At 50.3% G+C, this 23275-nt stretch carries 17 protein-coding genes; 2 read left to right on the top strand and 15 right to left on the bottom strand.

Annotation, left to right across the window (positions count from 1 at the left end):
• Positions 1-72 precede the first annotated feature (72 nt).
• The 5 genes from D4L85_RS18975 to D4L85_RS18955 all read right to left on the bottom strand — a co-directional run bounded on the left by D4L85_RS18975 (position 73) and on the right by D4L85_RS18955 (position 7773).
• Positions 73-3189 carry a C25 family cysteine peptidase gene (locus D4L85_RS18975; protein ID WP_119755784.1) on the bottom strand — a complete coding sequence of 1039 codons (3117 nt, stop codon included), beginning with the start codon at positions 3187-3189 and terminating at the stop codon, positions 73-75.
• A gap of 309 nt (positions 3190-3498) precedes the next feature.
• Positions 3499-4713 carry a hypothetical protein gene (locus D4L85_RS18970; RefSeq protein ID WP_119755783.1) on the bottom strand — a complete coding sequence of 405 codons (1215 nt, stop codon included), beginning with the start codon at positions 4711-4713 and terminating at the stop codon, positions 3499-3501.
• A 119-nt stretch (positions 4714-4832) separates the two neighbouring features.
• On the bottom strand, positions 4833-6044 hold the full coding sequence (locus D4L85_RS18965) for a hypothetical protein (RefSeq protein ID WP_160143834.1): 1212 nt from the start codon (positions 6042-6044) through the stop codon (positions 4833-4835).
• A 135-nt stretch (positions 6045-6179) separates the two neighbouring features.
• Complete coding sequence (locus D4L85_RS18960) at positions 6180-7397, bottom strand: hypothetical protein (protein ID WP_119755781.1); 1218 nt, start codon at positions 7395-7397, stop codon at positions 6180-6182.
• A 151-nt stretch (positions 7398-7548) separates the two neighbouring features.
• Positions 7549-7773: a DUF6576 domain-containing protein gene (locus tag D4L85_RS18955; protein WP_119755780.1), complete on the bottom strand. Its 225-nt coding sequence runs from the start codon at positions 7771-7773 to the stop codon at positions 7549-7551.
• A 326-nt stretch (positions 7774-8099) separates the two neighbouring features.
• On the opposite strand from D4L85_RS18955, the gene D4L85_RS18950 reads away from it, so the two are divergent.
• Both D4L85_RS18950 and D4L85_RS18945 read left to right on the top strand, forming a co-directional pair.
• The gene (locus D4L85_RS18950) at positions 8100-9236 is read left to right on the top strand and encodes an outer membrane protein assembly factor BamB family protein (RefSeq protein WP_160143833.1); all 1137 of its coding nucleotides are present in this window, start codon (positions 8100-8102) and stop codon (positions 9234-9236) included.
• 189 nt (positions 9237-9425) lie between these two features.
• Positions 9426-10904: a serine hydrolase domain-containing protein gene (locus D4L85_RS18945; RefSeq protein WP_119755778.1), complete on the top strand. Its 1479-nt coding sequence runs from the start codon at positions 9426-9428 to the stop codon at positions 10902-10904.
• Positions 10905-11005: 101 nt separating this feature from the next.
• On the opposite strand, the gene D4L85_RS18940 is transcribed toward D4L85_RS18945, so the two are convergent.
• The 10 genes from D4L85_RS18940 to D4L85_RS18890 all read right to left on the bottom strand — a co-directional run bounded on the left by D4L85_RS18940 (position 11006) and on the right by D4L85_RS18890 (position 23088).
• Positions 11006-12118, bottom strand: a complete 1113-nt coding sequence (locus D4L85_RS18940; RefSeq protein ID WP_119755777.1) for a hypothetical protein — start codon at positions 12116-12118, stop codon at positions 11006-11008.
• Positions 12119-12314: 196 nt separating this feature from the next.
• Positions 12315-13532 (bottom strand): hypothetical protein, encoded by a 1218-nt coding sequence (locus tag D4L85_RS18935; RefSeq protein ID WP_119755776.1) that lies wholly within the window; start codon positions 13530-13532, stop codon positions 12315-12317.
• Positions 13533-13668: 136 nt separating this feature from the next.
• Entirely contained in the window at positions 13669-14871 is a 1203-nt protein-coding gene (locus D4L85_RS18930) for a hypothetical protein (protein WP_119755775.1), read from the bottom strand.
• A 484-nt stretch (positions 14872-15355) separates the two neighbouring features.
• Entirely contained in the window at positions 15356-17617 is a 2262-nt protein-coding gene (locus D4L85_RS18920) for a T9SS type A sorting domain-containing protein (RefSeq protein ID WP_119755773.1), read from the bottom strand.
• A gap of 162 nt (positions 17618-17779) precedes the next feature.
• Positions 17780-18367 carry an outer membrane beta-barrel protein gene (locus D4L85_RS18915; protein WP_119755772.1) on the bottom strand — a complete coding sequence of 196 codons (588 nt, stop codon included), beginning with the start codon at positions 18365-18367 and terminating at the stop codon, positions 17780-17782.
• A gap of 131 nt (positions 18368-18498) precedes the next feature.
• Entirely contained in the window at positions 18499-19035 is a 537-nt protein-coding gene (locus D4L85_RS18910) for a DinB family protein (protein ID WP_119755771.1), read from the bottom strand.
• 128 nt (positions 19036-19163) lie between these two features.
• On the bottom strand, positions 19164-19493 hold the full coding sequence (locus D4L85_RS18905) for a hypothetical protein (protein WP_119755770.1): 330 nt from the start codon (positions 19491-19493) through the stop codon (positions 19164-19166).
• Positions 19494-19509: 16 nt separating this feature from the next.
• Complete coding sequence (locus D4L85_RS34810) at positions 19510-20046, bottom strand: hypothetical protein (RefSeq protein ID WP_228450529.1); 537 nt, start codon at positions 20044-20046, stop codon at positions 19510-19512.
• A 16-nt stretch (positions 20047-20062) separates the two neighbouring features.
• Positions 20063-22675: an ABC transporter permease gene (locus D4L85_RS18895; RefSeq protein WP_119755769.1), complete on the bottom strand. Its 2613-nt coding sequence runs from the start codon at positions 22673-22675 to the stop codon at positions 20063-20065.
• 74 nt (positions 22676-22749) lie between these two features.
• On the bottom strand, positions 22750-23088 hold the full coding sequence (locus tag D4L85_RS18890) for a PadR family transcriptional regulator (RefSeq protein WP_119755768.1): 339 nt from the start codon (positions 23086-23088) through the stop codon (positions 22750-22752).
• Positions 23089-23275: the final 187 nt, after the last annotated feature.

Below are 23275 nucleotides of genomic sequence, written 5' to 3'. Positions count from 1 at the left end.
AGCGAGGTGGTAAAAAGAAGCCCAAGCTCACGCCCGGGCTTCCCCTTCTCACAACTTAATCCTCAAAAAAAATCAATGCAGCAATAACTCACTTTCAGCAGACACCACCTTGCTAGTAGCTTTGGTGGCCTCCTGCTTAGCACTGATTTCCGCTTCCGGCATTTCAACCGCTGCTTCCTCTTGCTTCGACATGATCATCCGAGCTTGGATCTCCTCACCTGTCATCGTATACGGAATGCCATTGTCGACCGTGATGGACACCAGCAATTTTTCCTGCAGCAGCCACTCCTTCTCAAACGGGATCTTACCGTCTTCATCCGGCACCAGGGCTTGCGACAGTTCTTGCGTGGTGATGCGCACCTTGAAATCCGTGATCTGCTTGCGCACAAATCCGCCTTCAAATACTTTGATATACAAACGTTCAAGATCAAAGTAAACATGCGGTATAATGATGGCGGGCTTCGTCTTCCGCACTTCCATTTCCGGATCACCCAGTAAGTTCAGGGCCAGCACGGACCATTTGTTATAGTGATCCAGCGGACCGCGGCTGCTCGTCAACAGCACATTCAACCGGCTGTTGTGCATCAAGCCGATGTGCCGTGTGTTCACCAACTCATGGAAGAACGCGCGCTCAAAGTCATCGCCCAACCCAATCCAGGAAAACCGCGTGTGACCCACATACGCCACAGCACCGCCGTGTGGATTGTTGACCAGGCTCTCCGACATTGAGTCGGCATATTCATAGTCGTTGGTGAGACAGGAGTCGGCAAACGCGATAAAATATTTGTTGCCGTTGGTGGCGTTGCCGGCCGTCCAACTGTCGACACCACAGCAACCGCCCATCGATCCGTGTCCCGACAAGCTGAGGAAATGGTGACCGTCGTTCAAGGCCGTTTCGAGGGCTGTGTTGGTGAACCGTTGCACGGGGGCAGCGTTCCGGTTGGCCACCGGTAAACTGTCGATGTCTTCATAGAGACGATTGAACCGCCGGAAGAGCGGCAACTCGGCATCGATCTGTTCGCGCAACGCTTCGGAGTCCATCATAGAGCCGTCGGCTTCGGTGCGGTCGAGGATAAAATACTGCGGTGCAATGTCCGATGCGTTTCCATAGATCACGATCGTGTTGGTGATCAACGGGAACTCGAAGTGTATGCCCCACGGCAGATTGAACTCGATGATGGCGGGACGGAGATCGGTTGGACTAAAGGCATAGTACCAACCACGAACACCCGGTGCGGCATTTCGATCATAAGGGATCAACCACACATCGGTTTCGTTGATCCAGGAGATCAGTTCCCATTCCCAGTCTCTGGTAAAGTCGGCGTTCGTTTGAAGGATGGCGCGGCTGTGTGCGGCGTCGGTGTAGAATTGTCCGGCGGGTGGCGGGTTCATGGTGGTAGAGGAATAGCCGATGCGGCCACCCCAATTGGTGGACACCAGCAACATCTTGTCGAGGTAGTTTCGATCGAGCGATGTGCCGTCTTCCATTCTGAACTTTTCATAGGCCAGAACCTTGTCGACAAAAACTTCCGCTTCCGAAGGCGTCGAAGCCGGAGCGCGGCCCACCATGACGTCGGCGTGCCAGTTCACGGGGTCAAAGTCGCTGGTCCACTCATGTTGTCCATACAGCCGGTTGTTGTTTGCATCCCAGTCGTGTTTGCCGGCGATGCCGTAGTTCGGGCCGAAAAGACTGGCGTAGTAAAAGTCGGTGGGTATGGTGTTCCAGGTGTAGTGGAAGCGCAGCGGCGCATGGATAATCGACGCGTCGCCATCTACCCGCACGAAGTTGGTCGGCGTGGCGGAGTAGGTGGTGTAGGTTTCGTCGGTACAGAAATACCAGCCGAGCCGGTGTTGGAATTGGGCGGTGGTTTCAAAGAAATCGATCGGCAAATGAATGAGACCGTTGATGCGCACATTTTCGAGAGCGTGTATTGTGAGGTGATTTAGCGGAGCTTTTTTGGGGATCAGTCTGCCCGTGCTCTTGTTGGTGAGTTTCAGGAAGCTGTCGTTCACGCTAAACCATTCCCCCAGCGAAACGGCTTTGATCTTTGTGAAGGTGCCCGTCCAGAAGGCTTCGTTGTCGTGGGGAGGATTGTTGGCCGTTTGTTCGTTCACATCGCCGCGGCATTCGCCTGCTGCCAGACGTACGGGCACGATCTCGATGTCGCCACCGAGCAGACACCAGGTGACGCCCCAGGCGGAGTGTGCAAATTTTAAGAAGTTACGGATCACTTCCTGTAGATCGACAGCGCCGGTCTTGAAATTGCCATAGACGCCGTTCACAATGTCGGTGATGGTGACCACGCGGGCCTTCAGACCTTTTTCGCGTTTCCAGTTGATCAGCTTTCCAAACGCCGTCACCATGTCGCCCACCGCTGTCGTCGGCTCGATGGTCTCGCTGTTCCACCGCTTGTTGTCGGTGATGACCAGGTAGTCGTATTGACCAAACACAAACCAGGGAATGTGTGTGATGTCGATCACTTCGCGGGGATTGATCACGGTTTCTTTGAGTTGATCGACCAGGCTCTGCTGAATGGTCTTGTTGGGCGACAGCGAGCGCATCGTGGTTTTGCGGTCGATCTTTTCCGAACGCTGGATCTTATAGGTGATTTGCAGGTCGATCACTTCGTTCAATACCGGGATAAAGTCGGAATTGATCGTAATGGGGTTGATGCGGATGGCGGCGATGAGGTTGTTGCCCGCCAGCGTGGTGTGCAGCAGTTCGGCAACGGGAACAGGCTTGCTTAAAAATTCATTGTACACTTTCGGGTCAGGCATGGGGCCATTGGAAAATGGAATGGCCCGCGGCTCCAGTTCCATTTGATCGACTGCGCGGTTGATAGATTCCATCCGTTGCTTTTCAACACGAAAGGTCTCCCGCGCCGAGGCAACTTGCAGATCTTGCACAGGCGCGATGAACACCGGCTTCTTGAAAAGTTTCTTGGTCGACTCTACGGTGGTCTCCAACTTCAGACTGCTGGCGTTGGCGGGCAGGGCCACGTTCACCAGCTTGGAAGGCAAGGCTGGCGTGCCGGGTTCGTTCAGACTCTTAAACTCCTTGCTGAATTCAAACCGAACGCCAAAGGGCGTCTCCTTGATCCTGAATTCATCAGGACTCATTTCAATTCTGAAAGCAAAAGCGTTCTCAGAACTCTGGTGCTCCTTCTGACTGCTCAAGTGTACTTTCATGTTGTTTTGAATTTAAGTGATTACTCCGAACACAAAGATTTAAACGCAAAGAGCCCATCTCGCTGCGGGGATGCAGTCAGATGGGCTCTGGGGTTCGAAATTGGAGAATTAGATCGGAACAGCAAACACAATTCTCATTTTAGTAGGGCATGCTTTTTGAGAATTGACAATGCTGCCGTGATGTAGTGATCACACGATCATTATGTCAGTTATTTAACGCGCACAAAAGATGGACCACATATTCTCTCGTAGCGGAAATTTGGAATAGGCCGGTCCTGCTTCATGTCCCCATGTTCTTCAAAACCGTCATCACAGTTTCGGAGAATAGGTGTACAGTTTTTGAGTTTTATCGTCACTTGTCGTCGTCACACCCGGCATGCCCGCCGGGTATGACGCGCCTTCCACAATCTTTGTAAAGTTGATGCTCGAATGCTTGAACTTGCTCACGTCGATTTGGGAATACTTCGTGGCAATCTCTTGGGGAATTGACAATCCCTTTAGCGTCACACCCGTGGGTGCCGTGACATTCCACCGGATATTCTCTGAGTCTTGCGTGTAAGCCCAGCCTGAATAGTAATAGGTGTAGTCTTCCGACAAATTGAACGAGAGGTTCTGTAGGCTATTGTTATTGAGTGAAAAGGCGAACGTGGGCATTGTAAATGAGAGATCGATGGCTCCGTTGTTCAGGTACATTACCGATCCATTCGCCTTGGTATTGGTTACGATCAAATCGTAAGAAACAAAATCATCGATATAGCCAATGACCGGTTGGTCGGTGGCATAGGCCGTTCCCGCAAGTTGATACGTGTTCAGAACAAGAAAGTTCGCGTTCGCCGTTGCACCAAATAAGGTGGCGCTGTTCGTGCCTTCAAAATCCAATTTGCGTTGGTGCGGAAAAGCGACGAAGTCAGCTTGAAAATCTCGTTTGATCACATCGCCATCCTTCACGCCTTTTGCCCAATTGAACACCGGCACTCCTGCGCGATACCCCGACAAAAGAAAATCGGAGGGAATGCCATAATAGGAAACTTCCGAATCCATCTCACTTGAAGTTATTGTGGTGGAGGCACCATAAGAATCGCCGTTCGAAAATTCCACTGACGAAAGCAAGTAATTGAAGTTTGAGATCATAAAAGTAGCCGTACCGGGCAGGGACTCATGGCTAGCGGCCTTCGGCTTTATGAAATGCAACACGGTGCCGCTGGAAATATGGGCATAGGTGGAAAAAGTGCTTGACTTTGACGCTGCCTCGTGATGAACGAAAAATGTGACGTTGATCTTGTCTCCCGCCTTATCGCTGACCAGCGTAACCGTCTCCCCACCCGCATAGGGTTTCACATCCAGCACTTCTCCGTTGTCGTCGGTTGCAAAGATCCAATTGTCTTCGGTATCCAACGTGTATCCTGCGTCCACCTGGAGTGTTAAGATCGTGTGAGGTCCGGTGACGTCGTCGTCCTTATGACACCCGAAAAGAAAAGTAATGCCAAGAACAAAAAGCAGCGAACGGTTTCTGAGTGGGTTCATAAAATGGCCTGCAGGCTGTTTAGAAGGCCGTAATATATAAAGTTCAAATCCGGATCACTTCATTTTTACGCCAAAAAGCACATTCCTGCGGGTGACCGGTCTTCTCAGATTCAATGAAATCAAAGTTTTGGACTATACGTATACTTTTTCAGGGTTTTGGGATCACTCACCGCCGTCGCACCCAGTATGTTCTCCAGGTAGGACCCGCCTTCTATGATCTTCGTGAAGCCTATACTCGTATGCTTGAATTTACTCACATCGATCTGAGGATATTTCGCCGCGATCTCGCTGGGCAGTGACATTCCTTTTACCGAAACACCCGGCGGCGCCTCAAAATACCAGCGGATATTTTCTGAGTCTTGTGTGTAAGCCCAGGCTGACATATAATACGTGTAGTCTTCCGAAAAGCTAAACGAGAGATCCCGCATACCGTTGCTCTGGAGCGAGAAATTGAAAGCGGTTGGCATGGTAAAAGAAAGATCAAGCGCTCCGATGCTTTGGTAGGAGATCTGTCCATTGGACTTATCACTGGATACCGTCATATCATAGGAAACAAAACCATCGATATAGCCAATGACCGGCTGGTCAGTTTTATAGGTCGTTCCCAAAAGTTGATACGTGTCCAAAATAGTCAGATAGTTCCCGTCCGCATCGATACCGTATATGATACCGTGGTTCGTACCTGTAAAATCCAATTTGCGCTGGTGCGGGAAAGCGACAAAGTCAGCATCAAAGTCCCGCATGACGACGTCGCCGTTCTTCACGGCCTTTGCCCAGTTGTATACCGGCACACCTTTGCGATATCCTGACATGAAAATATCGGAGGGCCCATAAAAAGAAAAATCCATATCCAGCATGCCACTGCCGACTGACCCTGTGCCCGTACCCGTATTCGAAAAATCCACCGTACAGGAGCCATAGTAGTAGTTTGAAATCTTAAACTTGACGGCACCCTGTTCAAGCTCTTGTGAAGACGACGCCGATGCTGCCAGGCGCAACACGGTACCGCCCGGAACGTCGGCGTAGGTCACAAAGGAATTTGTTTCGAAGGGTGACTCGCGACGATTGAAAAACGTGACATTGATCTTGTCTCCCGCCTTATCGCTAACCAGCGTAACGGTCTCCCCCGCGGTGTAGGATTTCACATCCAACACTTCGCCGCCATCGTTGGTGGCAAAGATCCAGTTGTCGGCAGTAACCGGGTATGCTGTATCTACCTGTAGGGTCAGGATCGTGTGCGGGGCGGTGACGTCGTCGTCCTTATGACATCCGAACAAAAGAAAAGTAATACAAAGAACAAAAAGTAAGGAACGGTTTCTCAGTGAGTTCATAGTAAAAAGCAACAATGACTTGCAAACTGTGTTAAAAGGGCCGCAATATATAAACATTCAAATCCAAATCACTTCTTCTTTGCTCCGAAAAGCACATTCCTGGGCGATCGATCTTCCTGGATCCACAAGGGATCATCAAAGATCTGGAGTATACGTATACTTTTTCACGGTTTTGTGATCACCCACCACCGTCGCGCCCAGTACGCTCTCCAGGTATGATCCGCCTTCTGTGATCTTCGTGAAGCTTATGCCCGTATGTTCGAATTTACTCAAATCGATTTCGGGATATTTCGCTGCGATCTCATCGGGGACCGCCAGTCCCTTTACCAGCGTGCCGGCCGGCGCGTTGAAAGTCCAGCTAACATAATCCATTTCATCAGTATAGTAGGACCATGTTGAAAAATACCCCGTGTAGTCTTCCGAGAAGGTGAACGAGAGATCACGCATACCGCTGCTGTTCAGCGCAAAAGTAAACGTAGGCATCGCAAACGAAAGGTCCGGCTCTCCGCTGGTCTGATAGACTACCGTACCATTCGACTTTTTATTGGAGATCTTCATTTCATAAGAAGCAAATCCATCCAGATAGCCAATGACAGGCTGCTGTTCGTAGGGTGTTCCTGCAAGTTGAGAGGTGCCGAGCACGGCCACGTAATTCGATTTTGCGTCCAAGCCGTAGAGATAGGCATTGGTCTGACCTTCAAAATCCAATTTACGTTGATGCGGAAAAGGAAGAAAGTCGACATCAAAGTCGCGTTTGATGACATCGCCATCCTTTACGCCCTGAACCAAATTGTACATGGGCACGCCGTCGCGATATGCTGTCAACGTAAAGTCGGACGGTACGCCGTAGAAGAAGACGTCTACATCCGTTTCACTGGAGGATTTAGAGTTATTCAGGCTAACCGAGTGTCCGTTTGAAAATTCCATGGCCAAGCCGTTGCTTGAGTCAAAATTTGAAATCATAAACGTGGCCTGACCCGTCTGACCCGTTGGCGCCGGAGCATTCGTGTTTTCCAAATGCAATGTCGTGCCGCGAAGAACATCGGCATAGGTCACGAAACTGTTCGATGCTCCGATTAACGCCTTGCGATTGAAGAATGTCACGTTGATTTTATCGCCTGCTTTGTCGCTCACCAGCTCGACCGTCGCTCCAGCCGTGTAGGGCTTGGCATCCAATATCTCTCCTGCATCGTTCGTGGCAAAAATCCAGTTATCAGCGTCTACCTGGTAAAATGCGTCTACCCGTAAGGTTAAGATCGCCGAGCTGGTGGTGTCGTTATCCTTGTGACATCCAAAAAGAAGAACAGCTATGGAAAAAACAAAAAGTAAGGAACGGGTTTTGAATTGATTCATGTAAAAAACCTAAATAGTTTGAAAACGGTTTAACGGATCGAAAGGTATGAACCGTTCAATCCTTAATTACTTCTTTATTGATTCAAAAAGCACATAAAAAGCACTTCGGATTTCGAAAATTCAAGGATAAAAATCAGCCATCGAAATCACATCACCGGTTCCCCGAAAGCTCGTCCAGGCGACGGCGCTCCTGTTCGCTAAGGCTGTCCATGCCTTGATTGGCAATTTTGTCGAGCAAGCGATCCAATTCTTGTTGTCGCTTATTACGCGCCGCATTGTAGCGCTCGTCTTTCGTTTCGTAGGAATTGTTGCTGAAATAAATTTTGTAGAGGTATGCCCCGATACCGATCAAAATGAGGATGCCGAAAATGCTCATGGGAGATCTTGAAGATTACAGCTTGGCAAGATAATTATTTTTTTTCTCTCCCGCCAGTGCGCATGCAGGCTAGCTTTTACCGGAACAGTATACACCTGCCCGGTTAATCGTTTTCTGAAAATTGCGTATATTATGACCGTTTGGCTGTTGCTTCAAAAAAACGCAAAACAGACAGACCTCTACTCCTAATGCCACGTCATGCCGTTATGAACTTTTTAAAACTTGCGCTTCCCCTTTATCTGCTTTTTTTCATTATTTTCTTAGGGTGTACCGACGACGGTTCGCCTGAACCCGTTGTTCCGCCTGTCGAGGATAACCCCAGTGGAATGTTATATGTCAACATCGTCGGCCAGTACATGAAGCTTGACGCTTCAAACGATTCCGTCTATTGGAGGGCCGAGACCCTTTATCTTTTTGGTTCCTATCGCAACCCGATGACCTTCAATTCCGACTATTTCTATCATGGCAACTATACGAGCATGACCTGCTACAGCGCAGTCTCGGGTTTACCGGCATGGTCGGTCTCCTGGCCTGCGTTCAGTGATGCGATCTCGTACCAGGATCCCGCTTTTAATGACAGCCTCATATTCTTCTCATCGCCCACCAGTGTGTGGGATCACGGCTCCCTCTATTGCAAAAACAAAAAAACCGGAGCTCCCAAATGGCAAGTGCCGATCGACTCCGGCGATGTGGACATCAACTTCAATGGCATCCCCTTGGTGAATGGTGATAAAGTGATCACCCTGACCCGCAATCAAAATAACGAGAAACACCTCACCGCCTTTTCGATCCGGAATGGCGCATGGCTGTGGTCAACCCCGGTCGGCGATGGAACAGCATCCAAATTTTGGCTCGTGGATGACCGGATCTATTCCGCCTATGGTCCGGAGGCCCTTTGCTTTGATGCCTCTAACGGCAAGTTGCTTTGGGAAACCGATATGAATACACCCGTTGCCGCATGGACCTATAATTTTTTCGACGCCGACAAGCTGATCGCCGTAAAGGTGTTGAACAACACCAACTATAAGATCTTGCAAATCCAGAAAAGCAACGGCGCCATCATCAGCACGAAGGACCTTACCATTCCCACCACGTATGCTCCGCAAACCCAGATGATTGCTCCACTGGGCTGTTCTTATGACGACGACAATCTCTATCTTGCGAGTTTCAACGACATCGACAGTCTCGACATCTTCTCCTATGACATGACGGGCATGTCGCAAAAATGGAAGAAGCGGTTTGCCAATAGTTATTTCACCGGTGAGCCGCCTATTCTCACGGATAAGTACCTCGTCTTTCCCATTAACGATCAATATAACGCACACGATCCGGCCCACTCCAACATGATCTTTCTTGATCATTCCGGAAAATTGGTAAAAAAGGTTCCGTTCAATTCCACTTATGTGGATGGGTTTGTCTACAAAGAAGACGGAATCATCTACCCGCAGCCCCCGCGCTTTTAGAAGGCTCCATGTTGCGTTCAGGTTATCCCTTCTCCGACCTTCTCATCCGGTTTGAACTGTCCGCTCACGGATGAAGATGTTCGGTAAAGGATTCACACAACTTGAAACCACACGTTATTAGCGAAAAATTAACACTGCAAATCTGGCTGAATAGTTGATAGAGCCCTTTCAACTACAACAAGCAATCCTATGAAACCCCTCTTTCTCGCCGCATGCCTTTTGGCCATCGTCACATCTTCCTGCGCGCAAACCACCCGGATACCACCGGACGTACAAACCCGCATAGAGCAAGTAGAAGAAAGCCTGGCCGGGGCCGTGTTGCTGGAAGGCGAGAAAAAATGGACGATCGAAGAACGCATGAAGTTCTACAACATCAAAGGCCTGAGCATTGCCGTGGTCAAAGACTATACATTGGACTGGGCAAAAGCCTATGGCTGGGCCGATGAGGCGGAACACCGGAAGGCCACCAACGAAACCGTGTTCCAGGCCGCGTCCATCAGCAAGTCGTTGAATGGCGTGGGTGTATTGAAACTCGCTCAAGAGGGGAAGATCGATCTCAACGCCGACATCAACACCTACCTGACCCGTTGGAAATTTCCCTATGATTCGATGTCGAAAGGAAAACGGATCACCGTCACCAATCTTTTGTCGCACACGGCTGGGCTAACGGTCCACGGCTTTGGCGGCTATATGCCCGGTGACCCGCTGCCGACCATTCCGGAAATTCTCGATGGAAAAAAGCCCGCCAACTCGGAGGCTGTCCGCTCGATGTTCGAGCCCGGTCTGCGCGTGGAGTATTCGGGTGGCGGCACCACCATTTCACAGTGCATCGTCAGCGATGTCACCCATCTTCCCTATGACCAATACATGTGGCTGAATGTGTTGCAACCGCTGGGCATGACCTACAGTTTCTATACACAACCTCCACCCTCCTCGCGCAAAGCATCGCTGGCCACCGGCTACACGCGCGATGGACAGGAACTACAAAACAAATTCCGCATCCACCCCGAGCAAGCCGCCGCCGGCCTGTGGACCAACCCGACCGACCTGGCCAAGTACATTATCGAAACACAACTCTCCTGGAAAGGAAAATCCGCCAAGGTCCTTTCGTCTGCCAACACCAAACTCAGGCTCACCCCCGTGCTGGACGCTGCCGGTCTGGGGGTCTTCGTGAGCAATAGGGGCACCGATCTTTTCTTTGAACACGGCGGCTCCAATGTCGGCTTTCGTTGTGTGTACATGGGCGGCGTGGAGAGCGGCAACGGCGTGGCCATCATGGTGAACTCCGATAACGGCGACATCCTGCAAGAGATCGTCAACAGCGTGGCCAGTGTATATGCGTGGCAAGGCAATTATGGTGGCCAGGTCAAAAAGATCGTCACGCTCCAGCCCGCACAATTGAAAGCACTGGAAGGTTATTACGAATTGGAAGGCAACAAAGAACTGCATCTGCAGTTCACCTCAAAAAACAATCAACTCATTCTGAAGCAGCTTTGGGATGGACGCGAAGTGACGTTCGATGCAGAATCGGAATTGGAGTTTTTTAACCGGCAGCGTCCGTTTCCATTAAAGTTCAGCAAAGATGCTTCCGGAAAGGTGAGCCAGGTGTTGGCGTTTGAGCGGGATACGTGGAAACGGGTGGATAATTATGCCCCGGCAAAACCATGAGCGCATGACCTGAATCAGAAAACATTGCGTTATCCTGTCGGGCAGCCTTAACACAATCTCATTTCAATGCCTTCTGAAAATCTATTCCCTTAACCTGCGTATCAATAGGGTTGGTAAGTATAACTTTCCCAGGTTTGAGATTTGTCTCCGGTCATGCCAGGCACAGTTTCCAAATAAGGTCGTCCGCTGACGGCCTTGGTGAATCTGACGAGGGAATATTTAAAGTTGCTCATTTTGATTTTTGGATATCGGACTGCGATTTCATCGGGCACAGTCAATCCTTTTACGGTCGTGCCCGAGGGGGCGTTAACGCTCCACCATGTGTATTCTGGTACTTCGTCATATTCCCATATAGCATTATAGTAGGAATAGTTCTCCGAAAAGTTGAAAGCGTAGTCCTGCATGTCGCTTTTGTCAATGGAAAACGTGAACGTTGGGATCGAAAAGGAAGGATTAAAAGTCCCGCCTCTGTTGTAAATGACCATTCCGTTCGCCTTTGTGTTGGTGACCGTCATTTCGTAAGAATCGAACCCATCAAGGTATCCGATCACGGGGTGATCACCCGGGCGACCGAGGCTTCCCGGTACATCCGTGTCTAGTAACGTAATGACCTTATTGTTGTCCGTGTCGACGCCCTCAATGATTGCATGGTTCCTCCCTTCAAAATTCAATGCGACCTGGTGCGGGAAAGGAATAAAATCCGTTGCGAAATTGCGATAGATCTGGTCGCCCGCCTTGACGCCCTTAGCCCAGTTGTATACAGGGACTTTAGATCGATATCCCGACAAGAGGAAGTCGGAAGGAGCGCCACCATAAAAGGAAACCTTTCCCTCAAACACTCCATTGAGTTCGGATCCGCTGGCACCGCATGGATAGCCGTTCGCAAATTGTATGGCGCCGTCGTTAAAGTTTACAATCGCAAAATTGGCATAGGCAACACCACCCGGTATTCTTGGGGACGCCTTCAACGTCAGGCCCGTTCCTACTGGAATGCCGGCATAGGTAGTAAAAGATGTGTATGTTTCATTTGTAGCGCCTACGAGGCTTCCCCAATGTTTAAAGAATGTGATATTGATCGTTTCCAACTTCCGCTTGCTTGTAAAGTGAACGACCACTTCGGGGGTATACGACGCGACGCCTAATAATTCGCCATCCGGAGCGGTCGCGAAAACCCAGTTGTCGCCTTCCAGATCATAGCCCGCATCCGCCGACATAACGAAAATGGTTCGTGGCTCGCTAAGTTCGTCACTATTGTCATCATCATGACAGCTGCATAGAACAGTACACGAAATAATAAGAAGCGTAGCAATTCTAAAATATCGGTTTTTCATAAACGGTTTCGCGCAAGACTATTTTATCGGTCGCGAAGATATGAAATCCCATTTGAATCCCTCCAAGTTGCAGAAAAGATCACTTCACTGCGTAGACATAACTCTCGGTCGCAGCGTCGGCATTTGCGTTGAACCCGTCCTGCACAGACTCCTCATAGGACAGACCCTTAACAACCTCGGTAAAGCTCAGGCTTCCGTATTTAAGCTTGCTCATGTCAAGCTGAGGATACTTCGTCAGGATTGCCGGAGGGATGGACAACCCTTTCACCGCATAGCCCGAAGGTGCATGTACCATCCACCAGGTATACTCCTTCCCGGTGACGTTTGTCCAGATGGCGCGATGATAGGTGTAGTCACGCGAAAAATTGAACGAGAAATTCTGAATGTCGGTGTTGGTCAGCGAAGCGGTGAACGCGGGCATGTCGAAGGACAAGTCGATCGCACCGATTTGATGATAGGTTGTGGACCCGTTGGCGTGAACGTTGGTCACCGTCATGTCATAAGCATCATAGCCGTCGAGATAGCCGATCACAGGGTGGTCACCCTGAGGAAGGATATAGGTGTTCATCAAGGTAATGTAGACCGACTTCTTAGCATCATACCCCTCGATGACGGCGTTGTTTTGTCCGGAGAAGTTCAATGGAGCCTGGTGTGGGAACGGTGTGAAGTCGGTCATATAATCACGCTCGACGATGTCGTTCGACTTTACACCCTCCGCCACGTAATACACCGGCACCCCCGACCGCCAGCCATATAGTAAAATATCGGATGGCACACTGTAAAATGAAAGATCGATTTCCAGGTTGCCCGCGATCAGGGAGCCACCATAGCTATAGCCATAGCCATTGGAAATCCCAATGATCGCCGAGCCCGTGTAATTTGAAACTTTGATGGTCGCCTTGCCCTGTTCGGGAGTGACCGGGTTGTTTGCTGTTACCGCCTTAAAATGCACCGTCGTCCCACTGGCGACGTCGCCCCAGGTGGTGAAGGCAATCTGCGAGCTACCATCTTCGTGTGTGGAATACTTGAATAAGGTCACATTGATCTTGTCCGGGTGTTTTTCGCTCTTCAGCGTAACGGTCTGCCCATCCGTATACGCCTGCACATCCAGGATCTCCCCATTCTCATCGGAAGCAAAAATCCATTTGTCGCCCGTAATATCATAGGCTTGATCCACCTGCAGGGTTAGGATGGCTTGTGGCTCGGGCTCGATAGGATCGTCATCATGGTTACAGCCGGAAAGAAAAGCACTGGCACAGGAGAGGAAAAGCAGGGTAGCGATTCGGGATTGGTTCATAGTCGATCAGATTAAAGACACACACCGGTTCAACTAACTAAAGTAGTCTAAATCGAGAAAATTCAAAAGTAAAATTCAGGTATCCGCTCGATCTCCCAGAGTGCAAACGTCGCATTCCTGATCAATCGCATTTCCCTTAATTTGGTGTATAGATATAGTGCTCAAATGTAGGAGGATCGCCGGGAGATAAGCCTGGTACGGTTTCCAAATACGTCTTTCCCTCAACGACCTTTGTGAAACTTATACCTTTGAAAGACAGTTTTTTCAGATCGAGATTGGGAAATTTCGCCGCAAGTTCCGCCGGAAGAGCCGTCAAACTCTGCACGGCGACACCCTTCGGCGCATGAATAACCCAGCTTGCATGGAGGCCGTCCGACCAGGATGCACGATAGTACGTATAGTCCTCGGAAAAATTGAATGACAATGCTTGCATATCCCCATTCGCCAATGAAAAAATAAAGGAAGGGATGGCCGGTGACGAATTGATCGTCCCCTGCTTACTGTAGTACACCGATCCATTGGCGCCGCTATTGCTCACCGACATGAGGTACGCATCAAATCCGTCGATGTAGCCGAGTATGGGATGGTCGGTGCTGTAGCCCGTGCCGGCGAGCCGGGCAGTATTGATGATCTCCCAGTAGCGCTTCCGGGTAGCGTCCGTCCCCATGATCCAGCCCATATTCTTTCCGTCAAAATCCAATTGAAATTGATGGGGAACGGGAACAAAATCAGTGGCAAAATCAAGTTCAAAAACGTCACCGTCCACAACGCCTTTGATCATGTTGTATACGGGCACGCCCTCGCGATAATGGGACATCAGAATATCGGACGGCGAGCCGAAAAATGTAAAGTCTACATCCAATTCAACGCCATTGAAAGAACTCTGGGAGATGTAATTGCTGGAGCCGTTCGAAAAAACGAGGCCTGTGTGGGTATAGTTCCGAATCATAAACGTGGCCTTGCTTTCCGTCATCGGCTCTGCTGGCGATGCCGCAAAATGCAAGGTGGTTCCTTTTGCAATGCCCGTATACGTATCAAAAGAAGCACTTACCTCCTGGTTAGGATCGTATCCTAGAAAGGTTACGTTCATCTTGTCCACTGCCTTCGCTGTAGAGAATGTAACGGTCTGGCCAGCGGTATACAGCTTCGCATCCAAAAGCTCGCCGTTGAGGTCGGAGACAATTATCCAACTGTCCCAAATTCCCTTATAATCGGCGTCTACGTGTACGGTTAAAATGATCTCTGGTTCCGAAGGCTCGTCGGACGCTTGGTGGCAGGCGGATAGAGAAATAAAAATAGAGACAATGAAAAGCAGGGTAGCGATTCGGGGGTAACGCATAGACGGTTTGTTAAAGCTGGTTCTGACAGCATCACAAATATACACATCTTTTTAAAATCAACTTCTTTCGTATGGCTCGACTCACGTCATCCAAAATCCGATACATAAGATTGAAACCACTACATATAGGAGCAAAGAACTTGTCACCAATTTCTTATAGAATGAAAGCTCAACCTCCATGCGCATCAGCTTGGACAACACCAGGGTAATTAAACAAGAAATTGAAATAAGGAATAGCATCACCAGCGCGTTCGCTAAAATTCTTCCGAACACAAATCCGTATGGACTTTCCCGCATGATCCCGTCAAAAGTCTCCCCGGATCCTATAAAAAAAGTGCTCGATAAATACACAAGCTTCACACCAAAAATCACCCAAATACTATTTATCCCATATATGATTACCTTTTTATTCATACACTAAATTATCCGATGTTCAAAGTCACCGACGCGAAACTCCTACCGCATCATCTTCGCTAAAATTCTGTCAATCCTTCACAAATCTCAACATCTGTTTTCTATTCGTTTGATCAACTATGGTTAAAAAATAAAGTCCCCCGGATAAGGTCGAGACGTCGAGGGTGTTGTTTTGGAGCGTGGGAGTCAGAACATTTTCTCCAACCGTGTTTGATACGTGGCATGAACGGATAGGCTGGGGACTCTTCACAAACAAAATGCCTTTGGTGGGAACAGGATAAATTTCCACGAAGGTGTGCTCCGCGTTTTCGGTTGCCGTCACCGGTTTTTCGGCGATGCGTAGTGTTCTCACATGCAGGGCATCCTCGGCTATGACTTTGATCTTGTCGTTCTCCTCGACCAGGGTCGTCTCCGTGATCCCTCCTGCCGGATGGCCTGCTTTCAAAAATTGAAAAGACGTGCCGTAGCCCAGCGTTATGTTCGACTTAAAATGCTGAAGGGTGGTGTTCGCGGGGACGTCGTAAATCAGACTGTCGCCGATCTCATACACCGGCGAAGTGATGTCGGTGTTGGACAAATACGGCCGGAACCAAATGCTTTTGCCCGTAGTGCCCACATAGAAACCGTCGTCCCCTTCGCGGATACAGTTCAGGACGGTGGCCTCGGGAATATTCTTCTCGGAGGCGCCATCCCACACGTCGCGTCCATCTGGTGAATAGAAGGCCGTTGTGTTGGCGACCCTGTACAGGTGATCGCCCCGCTTCAGCAGATCCATTCCGGTGGTGGCATCCATGGCCAGCGGCGTCCAGGTCGCGCCATAATCCGAAGACCGGTAAACCGCCACGTCCTTCACCGTGGCATATATTTCGCCCTCCACGATGCTGACCGAGGAAATGTCTTTTCCATAAAGAAAATCCACACGTTCCCAGTCCGTGGAATCGGAACGAATCTTATATAGCCCTCTGATATTGACGGCGACCAACATCGTGTCGTTAGCGGCCAGGTTGCGCATCTGGTAATCGTTCACATCAGAATTGTCCAGCCACTTCCAATGATCGCCGTTGTCGTATGTGGCAAAGACGCCGCCATCGGTCGCAGCGAAGACAGCGTCGGCGTTGGCGTCGAGCTTCCAAATGCGATAGGAAGGATTAATTCCCTGGTCGGCCAGGGTCCAATACGCGGCACCGGCAGATGTAAAATACAGGCCCCGCGATGTGCCGGCAAACAGGCGGTCGCCTTTCTTTTCGAACGTCATCACAATCTTCCCGTCCAACTCCGGTGCAAGTGTCCACTCACTTTGGCCTGGCGCGCGGAAGTATAGCCCTCCATCCGCAGCAGCATATAGTTTGTTGTTAAAGAGTATAACGTCGTTCACGGTCGCCGTAGTAACGCCGTGGTTGGAGAGCACAAAAGTTTTCCCGCCGTCGTTCCACCGGTAGAGGCCACGGTCGTCGGAAGCAAAGAGGTTCGTTCCGTCATAGTGAAAGGCTTCGTAGACGTGATCATCGATCTTGGTCCATGAGGTCTCGCCGTCGTTCAGTTTATAAGTACCCGCCGTGGAGGCAACAAATAGGGTGTTGTCAATGAACTCGATCTTCGATATGATCGCACTGGCGCCCACCAGGTCATGAATGGCGTCCGTCCACGACACGCCTTTGTCGGGGGAGATAAACAGGTTATACATCCCCGCGCAAAACAAGGAGCCGTTATGTTCCTTCACACAGAGCAATTGAAAGAAGCCCGACCCCGGATAGATCGCCGTCCAGCTTTCGCCGTCATCGATACTTTTATACATGCCATAGGTCTGCATACTACAGAATAACGCGCCGTCGACGCTGGCCAGATCGTTTGTAAAATAGGTGTCGTAGTCGGTAATGCCGTTATTTTTTGCAACCCATACTTTTAACGCCGCATCGTATTGATACACACCCGCGCTTGATACCGCAAACAACTTTCCATGCACCTGGTCAAAATCCTTCACAGCACCCGGCAACGACTGGCCCACTTGTACAAGTGTTTTCCGGACATCGTTGTAGCTGTATACCGCACTCCCTCCAATGAGCAACGCCGTGTCGGTGACATACAGGGCGGCGTTTTGAATGTCGGGAAATGCAACAGACCACGTTGCGCCGCCGTCGGTGGATTTATAGACGCCGTTGTTGTGGGAGCTGGCAAACTGTACATCGCCATAACGGGCAAAATTAGCGATACCGCCTGCAAACACGCCGTCGTACTGTTTCCAAACCTGGCCGTTGACAGTCGTTGTAAAACACATCTGCAGCCAGGCGGCTACTAAGATCACGATGATCGGGGAAAGCTTGCGCGTCTTCATAGGGAGAGTAAGGGTCAGTAGTCAGGAAGCCAACCGGGCAAATACACGCCAACCAAAATCACATTCAACGGCTCCTTTACAAAGAAAACATAAAAATCGCTAACTCCTACCGAGGCGCTCTTTATTTCAACCCTTCCTGCATTATACCACAAAAAACCTGACTTACTTCTTAGAAAAATACACCTGCACCCCAGCGTTCAATGTAATGTTCGATTTATCGTATGGAACGTCTGCTCCATCTTTCCAGGTCACCTTCATCTTCTCATAGCCCAACATAGCTTCCACGCCCACATGCCGGGTTATGAAATAGGTGATGCCCAAGCCCGCCGCGAAGGTTCTGATGTTTCCTTTCAAGGTGCTGGTCGTACTGAATGTATCGATATATTTCCGCGTCTGCCGGCCATAGGTATGACTGGCCATGGGAAAAACAGCCCAATGGCCAAAAGGAAAATAGTAGCGCACGGCCGGCCCGACCGCGTATGTTTCCATCGACATGGAACGATCCGGATGTTTATGGTGCACATACGTCCACGGCGCCACCAGACCCACGGCCAGTTTGTCCTTCACAAAATAAGAAACACCGGGAGTAACGTTGACCTGGTAGCTTTTTACTTCTACGGTGCCGTCGGTCCAATGGCGTACAAGGGGATAGACTGTCGCACCGGTCACAAAACTTCCGCGCTTAAGCTGTGCGTAGCCGTGTTGAAAGAACATCGTGGTGAGGGCAGTACAAAACAGAATGGCTTTCATGGGAGGTATAGGGGTTAGGTTAGTTTTAAAACAACGTTCGCAAGTGAGGCCACTTGCAAAATCCCTTCTACCAAAACAAAAAGCATACCGCTTTTGCCTATCCCCTGGCCATCCCGGCCTGCTTGACAATGCTATTCAACCCAGTTGGGTGGTTTTATTCCGGCAAGGCGAATATAAATCGCCGTCTGTCCGCGGTGATGCGTTTGGTGCGTGAAAGCTTTCAACAACCAGGCAAACCTTGTTTCTTCCTTGTCGCGCTCTTTTACTTTCTCTTCCAGTTTCGACGCATCCATCGTTTCTAGGGCATGGATGACATAGTCATAACTGACGTTTACAAAATACAAAACCGAATCCTTTGCCTGGGCTCCCGGGCTTTTCTCCAAACGTCTCGATCTTGGGAAGGGTCGCGGGGCACCTGTACCGAGGGACGCCATCGCGACATTGACCTGCGCCAGGTGCAACATCTGCTGAGCAAAGCTGCGTATGCTACTCTCCGCCTTGAAACTATATTTGTCAGCCGGCATGATCTGCAGGTACTCAACGGTAAGCACCTTGGCTTGCTTCCAGTCTTCGATCAGTTGGGCTTTGAATGTGTCGGCAAAATCGCACTGTGCATTTGATAACTGCGCCAGTAGAGAAAATAGCGGGAGTAAAATGAGGTGCTTCATCTTTTGAGGGGGTTTAGGAGTAAGTTACATGCAAATCCCTAGATCCCCTATTCCATCTTCAACCAATCCATCTCTCGGATTGGAGCATGCCGGCACCTCTTTACGGGACGAAAAATATTTTCTCTAGTCTAGATTTCGATTAAATCCTTCTCTTCTATGTCGAATTGTTGCAGACCGTCGACAGTCTCAATATACCATGGCTTTTCAGTGTCTACGGTCAATAGCTTTCTTCCCTGCGGGTCCGTCCATGCATCGATCACCTCGCAAGCAATAACGCCGTCTTTTGGGTAATCGCTCTGCGCAGTTAAATACTCGAGCGTGACTACTGGCACTTTCTCTACAAATATAAATTCCTTGCCCCACGCATCCGTGAATCTACATTCGACAAATCCAGGATTCCAGTCAATTGCAAAACGTGTAATGCTTACTTTGAATCCAAACGTTTTCTCTTTTTTCATAATCCGTCATTTTCCTCTACCCATGCCACGACCACCCACAATGCCGGCACTGTTTTGCTTGCGGCGTTCTGGCTAGCTTCCCACATTTCGGACAGTTATTGAAAAATACCTTGTCGCGTTGCTCCGATAAAATTCTGTTGGCAGCGGTTATCTCAAATGCATCATAGCCATGCTTCAGCAAATCCAACACCCCCGGGTCATCGTAGAGCCAACCGTTCCTTTTATAGGCGCGCATCAAAGGATCATCAAGGTCTATATCCTCGAGCTTTATATTGGAACGCGTGTGCCGGATGGCCTGGCGCTCCAGGTCGGTTAACAATTTGGAGAAGTAAGTGACGATATATCGTGCGGTTTCCTGATCCATTTTATAAATAGTTTCCATTTTGCGGCGTCGGGCTGTCAAGGGTTTAACCGCCCTCCTTCGCTGAAGCTTCGGCGGGCAAGCAAGCAAACCTGACACAAAGCCAATACCGATAATTTCTTTGCGTTGATTTTGCCCTCTTTTTCGCCTTTCTGTGCCCGCTGAAGCTTTAGCGAAAGCGGGGCGGTTCAAAATGAATTTTCCTCCCCTACTCCGTCTTCAACCCCTGCACCGGACTAGTCTTCACCACCTTCCGGATCTGCGTAGACACCGTCGCCGCCAAAACAAAAATCAAAATAACCACCGAGATCATCACACTCGAATAATCAATCGGCATATGCACCGCATAAGCCATATTCATCACCATCTTCATCAACACATAACTCACAGGAGCACCCAAAACCAACGCCACCACAAACAAAACCACATACTGATCCGCGATCTTCACCGTAATGTTCTTCGCCCCGGCACCCAACACTTTCCGGATGCTAAACTCCTTCGCACGGCCCGCCACGTTGAGCGTGATCAACCCATACAACCCCAAGCTGGCCAACAGCACCGCGATGGTAGCAAACGCCCGCCACACTTTCCCATGGATGCCGATCTCCTGAAAATAAAATCCCCACACATCTTCCTGGTGACCACCCTGAAACGGCGTTTCCGGAAAGAGCTTCGCCCATTGCCCTTGCAGCGCCTTGAGCGTTTGCAGCTCTGAACCTTGTTGCGCCTTTATCGACATATAATGGAACTCCGCTTTTGGCGCCACACTAAAGATCGTCGGTCGCAACGGGCGCGAGAAACTGTAGCTATGAAAATCCTTCAACACACCCACCACCGCATACTCCACCGTGTCGATCTTGAACGTCTCCCCTATCGGATTGCCCCAGGCCATGTTCTTCACCATAAGTTCGTTCACCACCACAGCGTGTTTATCGCTTCCCTCTTCGTGATGAAACCCACGGCCGGCTTCGAACGGCAGGCCCATCGTTTCAAAATAGTTGGCGTCCACCGCATAGTGCTCTACTTCATACTCGCGATCGGTCAGGTGCAGCACCGTAGTGGTGTGGCGCTTGCCCAACTGGTGCGTTGACCCAGCGATCAACACCACATTTGGATTTTGCAACAGGGCCGCATTCAGTTGCTCGAACGCTGCACCGTCGGGCACTTCAGCGTAGACGACGCGGGCCGGCTCGTAGCCCCAGCTGCGCTTGGCCAGGAAGTCGGAGTTGCGCGTGAAGGTGATGCCGCCGGTGACCAGCACGCAGGCCAGGATCAATTGGAACACCAACAGCCCCTTCGTGAGCGGGTTGCTCTGCCCGAACTTTACCGATCCCTTCAGGATGCTCACTACTTGAAATTTCGAAATATAAAAAGCAGGATAAAGCCCCGACAGGATGCCCGTGAACAACAAGATCGCCGGCAGGTAGATCCACAGCTGGGGATCGTTCAGCTTGAAGCCCATGCTGAAATCGAACAGCCCTTCAAACCAGGGAATGAACAGGAACGTGCCCAACGCCACCCCCACCACCAACGCAAAGGCGGTGATGAAGATGTTCTCCGTCAGGAACTGAACGATCACCCGGCTGCGGGCGGCGCCGATGGATTTGCGGATGCCGATCTCTTTCAACCGCTTGGCCGCCGACACAATGGCGATGTTGATGTAGTTGAAACACGCCAGCAACAACATGGCCAGTGCCACAACGGCCATGTAGACGATGGAGGCATAGTTGCTTTCGGAACTGTGCGCAATATCATCGCGAATGTCTTCGGAAGTTTCGTGCAGCGTGGCCAGCGGCTCGAGGCCAAACGCGGTGATGGCCCATTCTTTTTGCACCGCCTCATTTTGGACGTGGCGATATTTCTCCATGCCCTGGCGCAACAGCGCCGCATCGGCCGGGTTGTCGAGCTGGACGAACGTGGCGTTGACAAACGCCTTCCAATCCTGCAGGTCATAGCCCGGCTCGGCCGTCTTTAAATTTTCGAAGTTCACCAGGAAGTCGAAGCCGAAGGAACGCGACACGGGAAACTTGGCGGCCACGCCGGTCACTTTAAAAGCCTTGCTCACATTCTTGCCAAAGATCACCACCATGTTCTGGCCGATGGGGTTGGTCTCGCCAAAATATTTGATGGCCGCCTCTTCGCTCAGCACGATGCTGTTCACATCGGCCAGCGAGCCGGGTGTGCCCCACTTGAGCGGGAAGGTGAACATGTCGAGGAACTCGGGGTCCACAAAGCGCACGCGTTCGTGGAAGACGTTGTCGTCGTGTTTCACCACCACGTTGCGGTCGTCGAGACGACACACTTTTTTGATGTGGGCAAAGTCGTGGCGCAGCATCTCCCCCAGCGGGCGCGGCGTGCGGCCGAATTGTTGCACACTGCCGTCGCGGTCGGCAAAGAAGGTGGCGAGGAACACTTCGTGCTTATGTTCATGAAACTGGTCGGTACTGTACGTCCACCGCGCAAACGCAAACCCAAACACACAAATGCCAATGGCCGCCGCCAACCCGAACACATTGATGAAAGCACTCAAAGGACTCTTCATCATGTTGCGCGTGGAAATTTTAAAGTAGTTTTTGAACATAGCGGCTTGGTTTAGATTTCTTAAGAACTCAAAATTCTGTAGCAGTGCGGGACGCAACAACTTCACGGCTTCCCAGGCATATAAACGCCGGGCCTTTGCCGGGGAGAACTGCTCGAGGTTGTCGCGGAAGCATTCTTCCATGTCGCCTTCGATTTCTTCGAGGTATTGCTTTCTGAGGAAAAAGCGCAAGAGTCGAAGGGGCCACTCCGGCGGCTGGATATCGTTGGGCTGGGTTATCATTTCGTTTTTATGTTCCGCGGAAGCGGTGGTGTCGTCAGTGGACTCTCCTATTCAAGCTTCAATCTGTCTGCTTTTCAGATCGTTTTCAGATCGTGCGACAGCTGTGGTATGGCTTCCCAAAGCCCGGCGCGGACTTCGCGCATTTCGGCTAGGACCTTGCGGGCATAGCTTGTGGTGGCGTAAATGCGTTTGCGCTTGCCTCCTCTTTTTGCTGTGGCTTCGCCGAACTCGGAGGTGAGGAAACCCTTTTCTTCCATGCGCTTTAAGGCGGATTGAATGGAGCCTACGCTGAGCTTTTCTCCCAGGCGGGACTCTAACTCGCGTTTGATTTCTACGCCATAGGCTTCCTGCTGGAGGGCGGCCACGGTGAGGAGTACGAGTTCTTCAAATTCGCCCAGTTTGGTGATTTTCATGGGTTTTGGGTGATATTGTTCGTGATTGTAGTAGATATACGTGGGATATTGTTCGTGGTTGCAGTTTATATGGGAATTCTGCTCTGGACTCGAGTGAACGCAAAAGATGAGAGAATCAACTTGAGAAATTGTAGTTCCCTAATAATCAGAAAATTAGTATCTTTAATTTAATCCGTTTATTGGTCAG

This window comes from Chryseolinea soli (assembly GCF_003589925.1).
GTDB classification, from domain to species: Bacteria; Bacteroidota; Bacteroidia; order Cytophagales; family Cyclobacteriaceae; genus Chryseolinea; species Chryseolinea soli.
The sequence above is the reverse complement of the archived record's forward strand: the minus strand, read 5'-3'. Positions and strand labels throughout refer to the sequence as shown.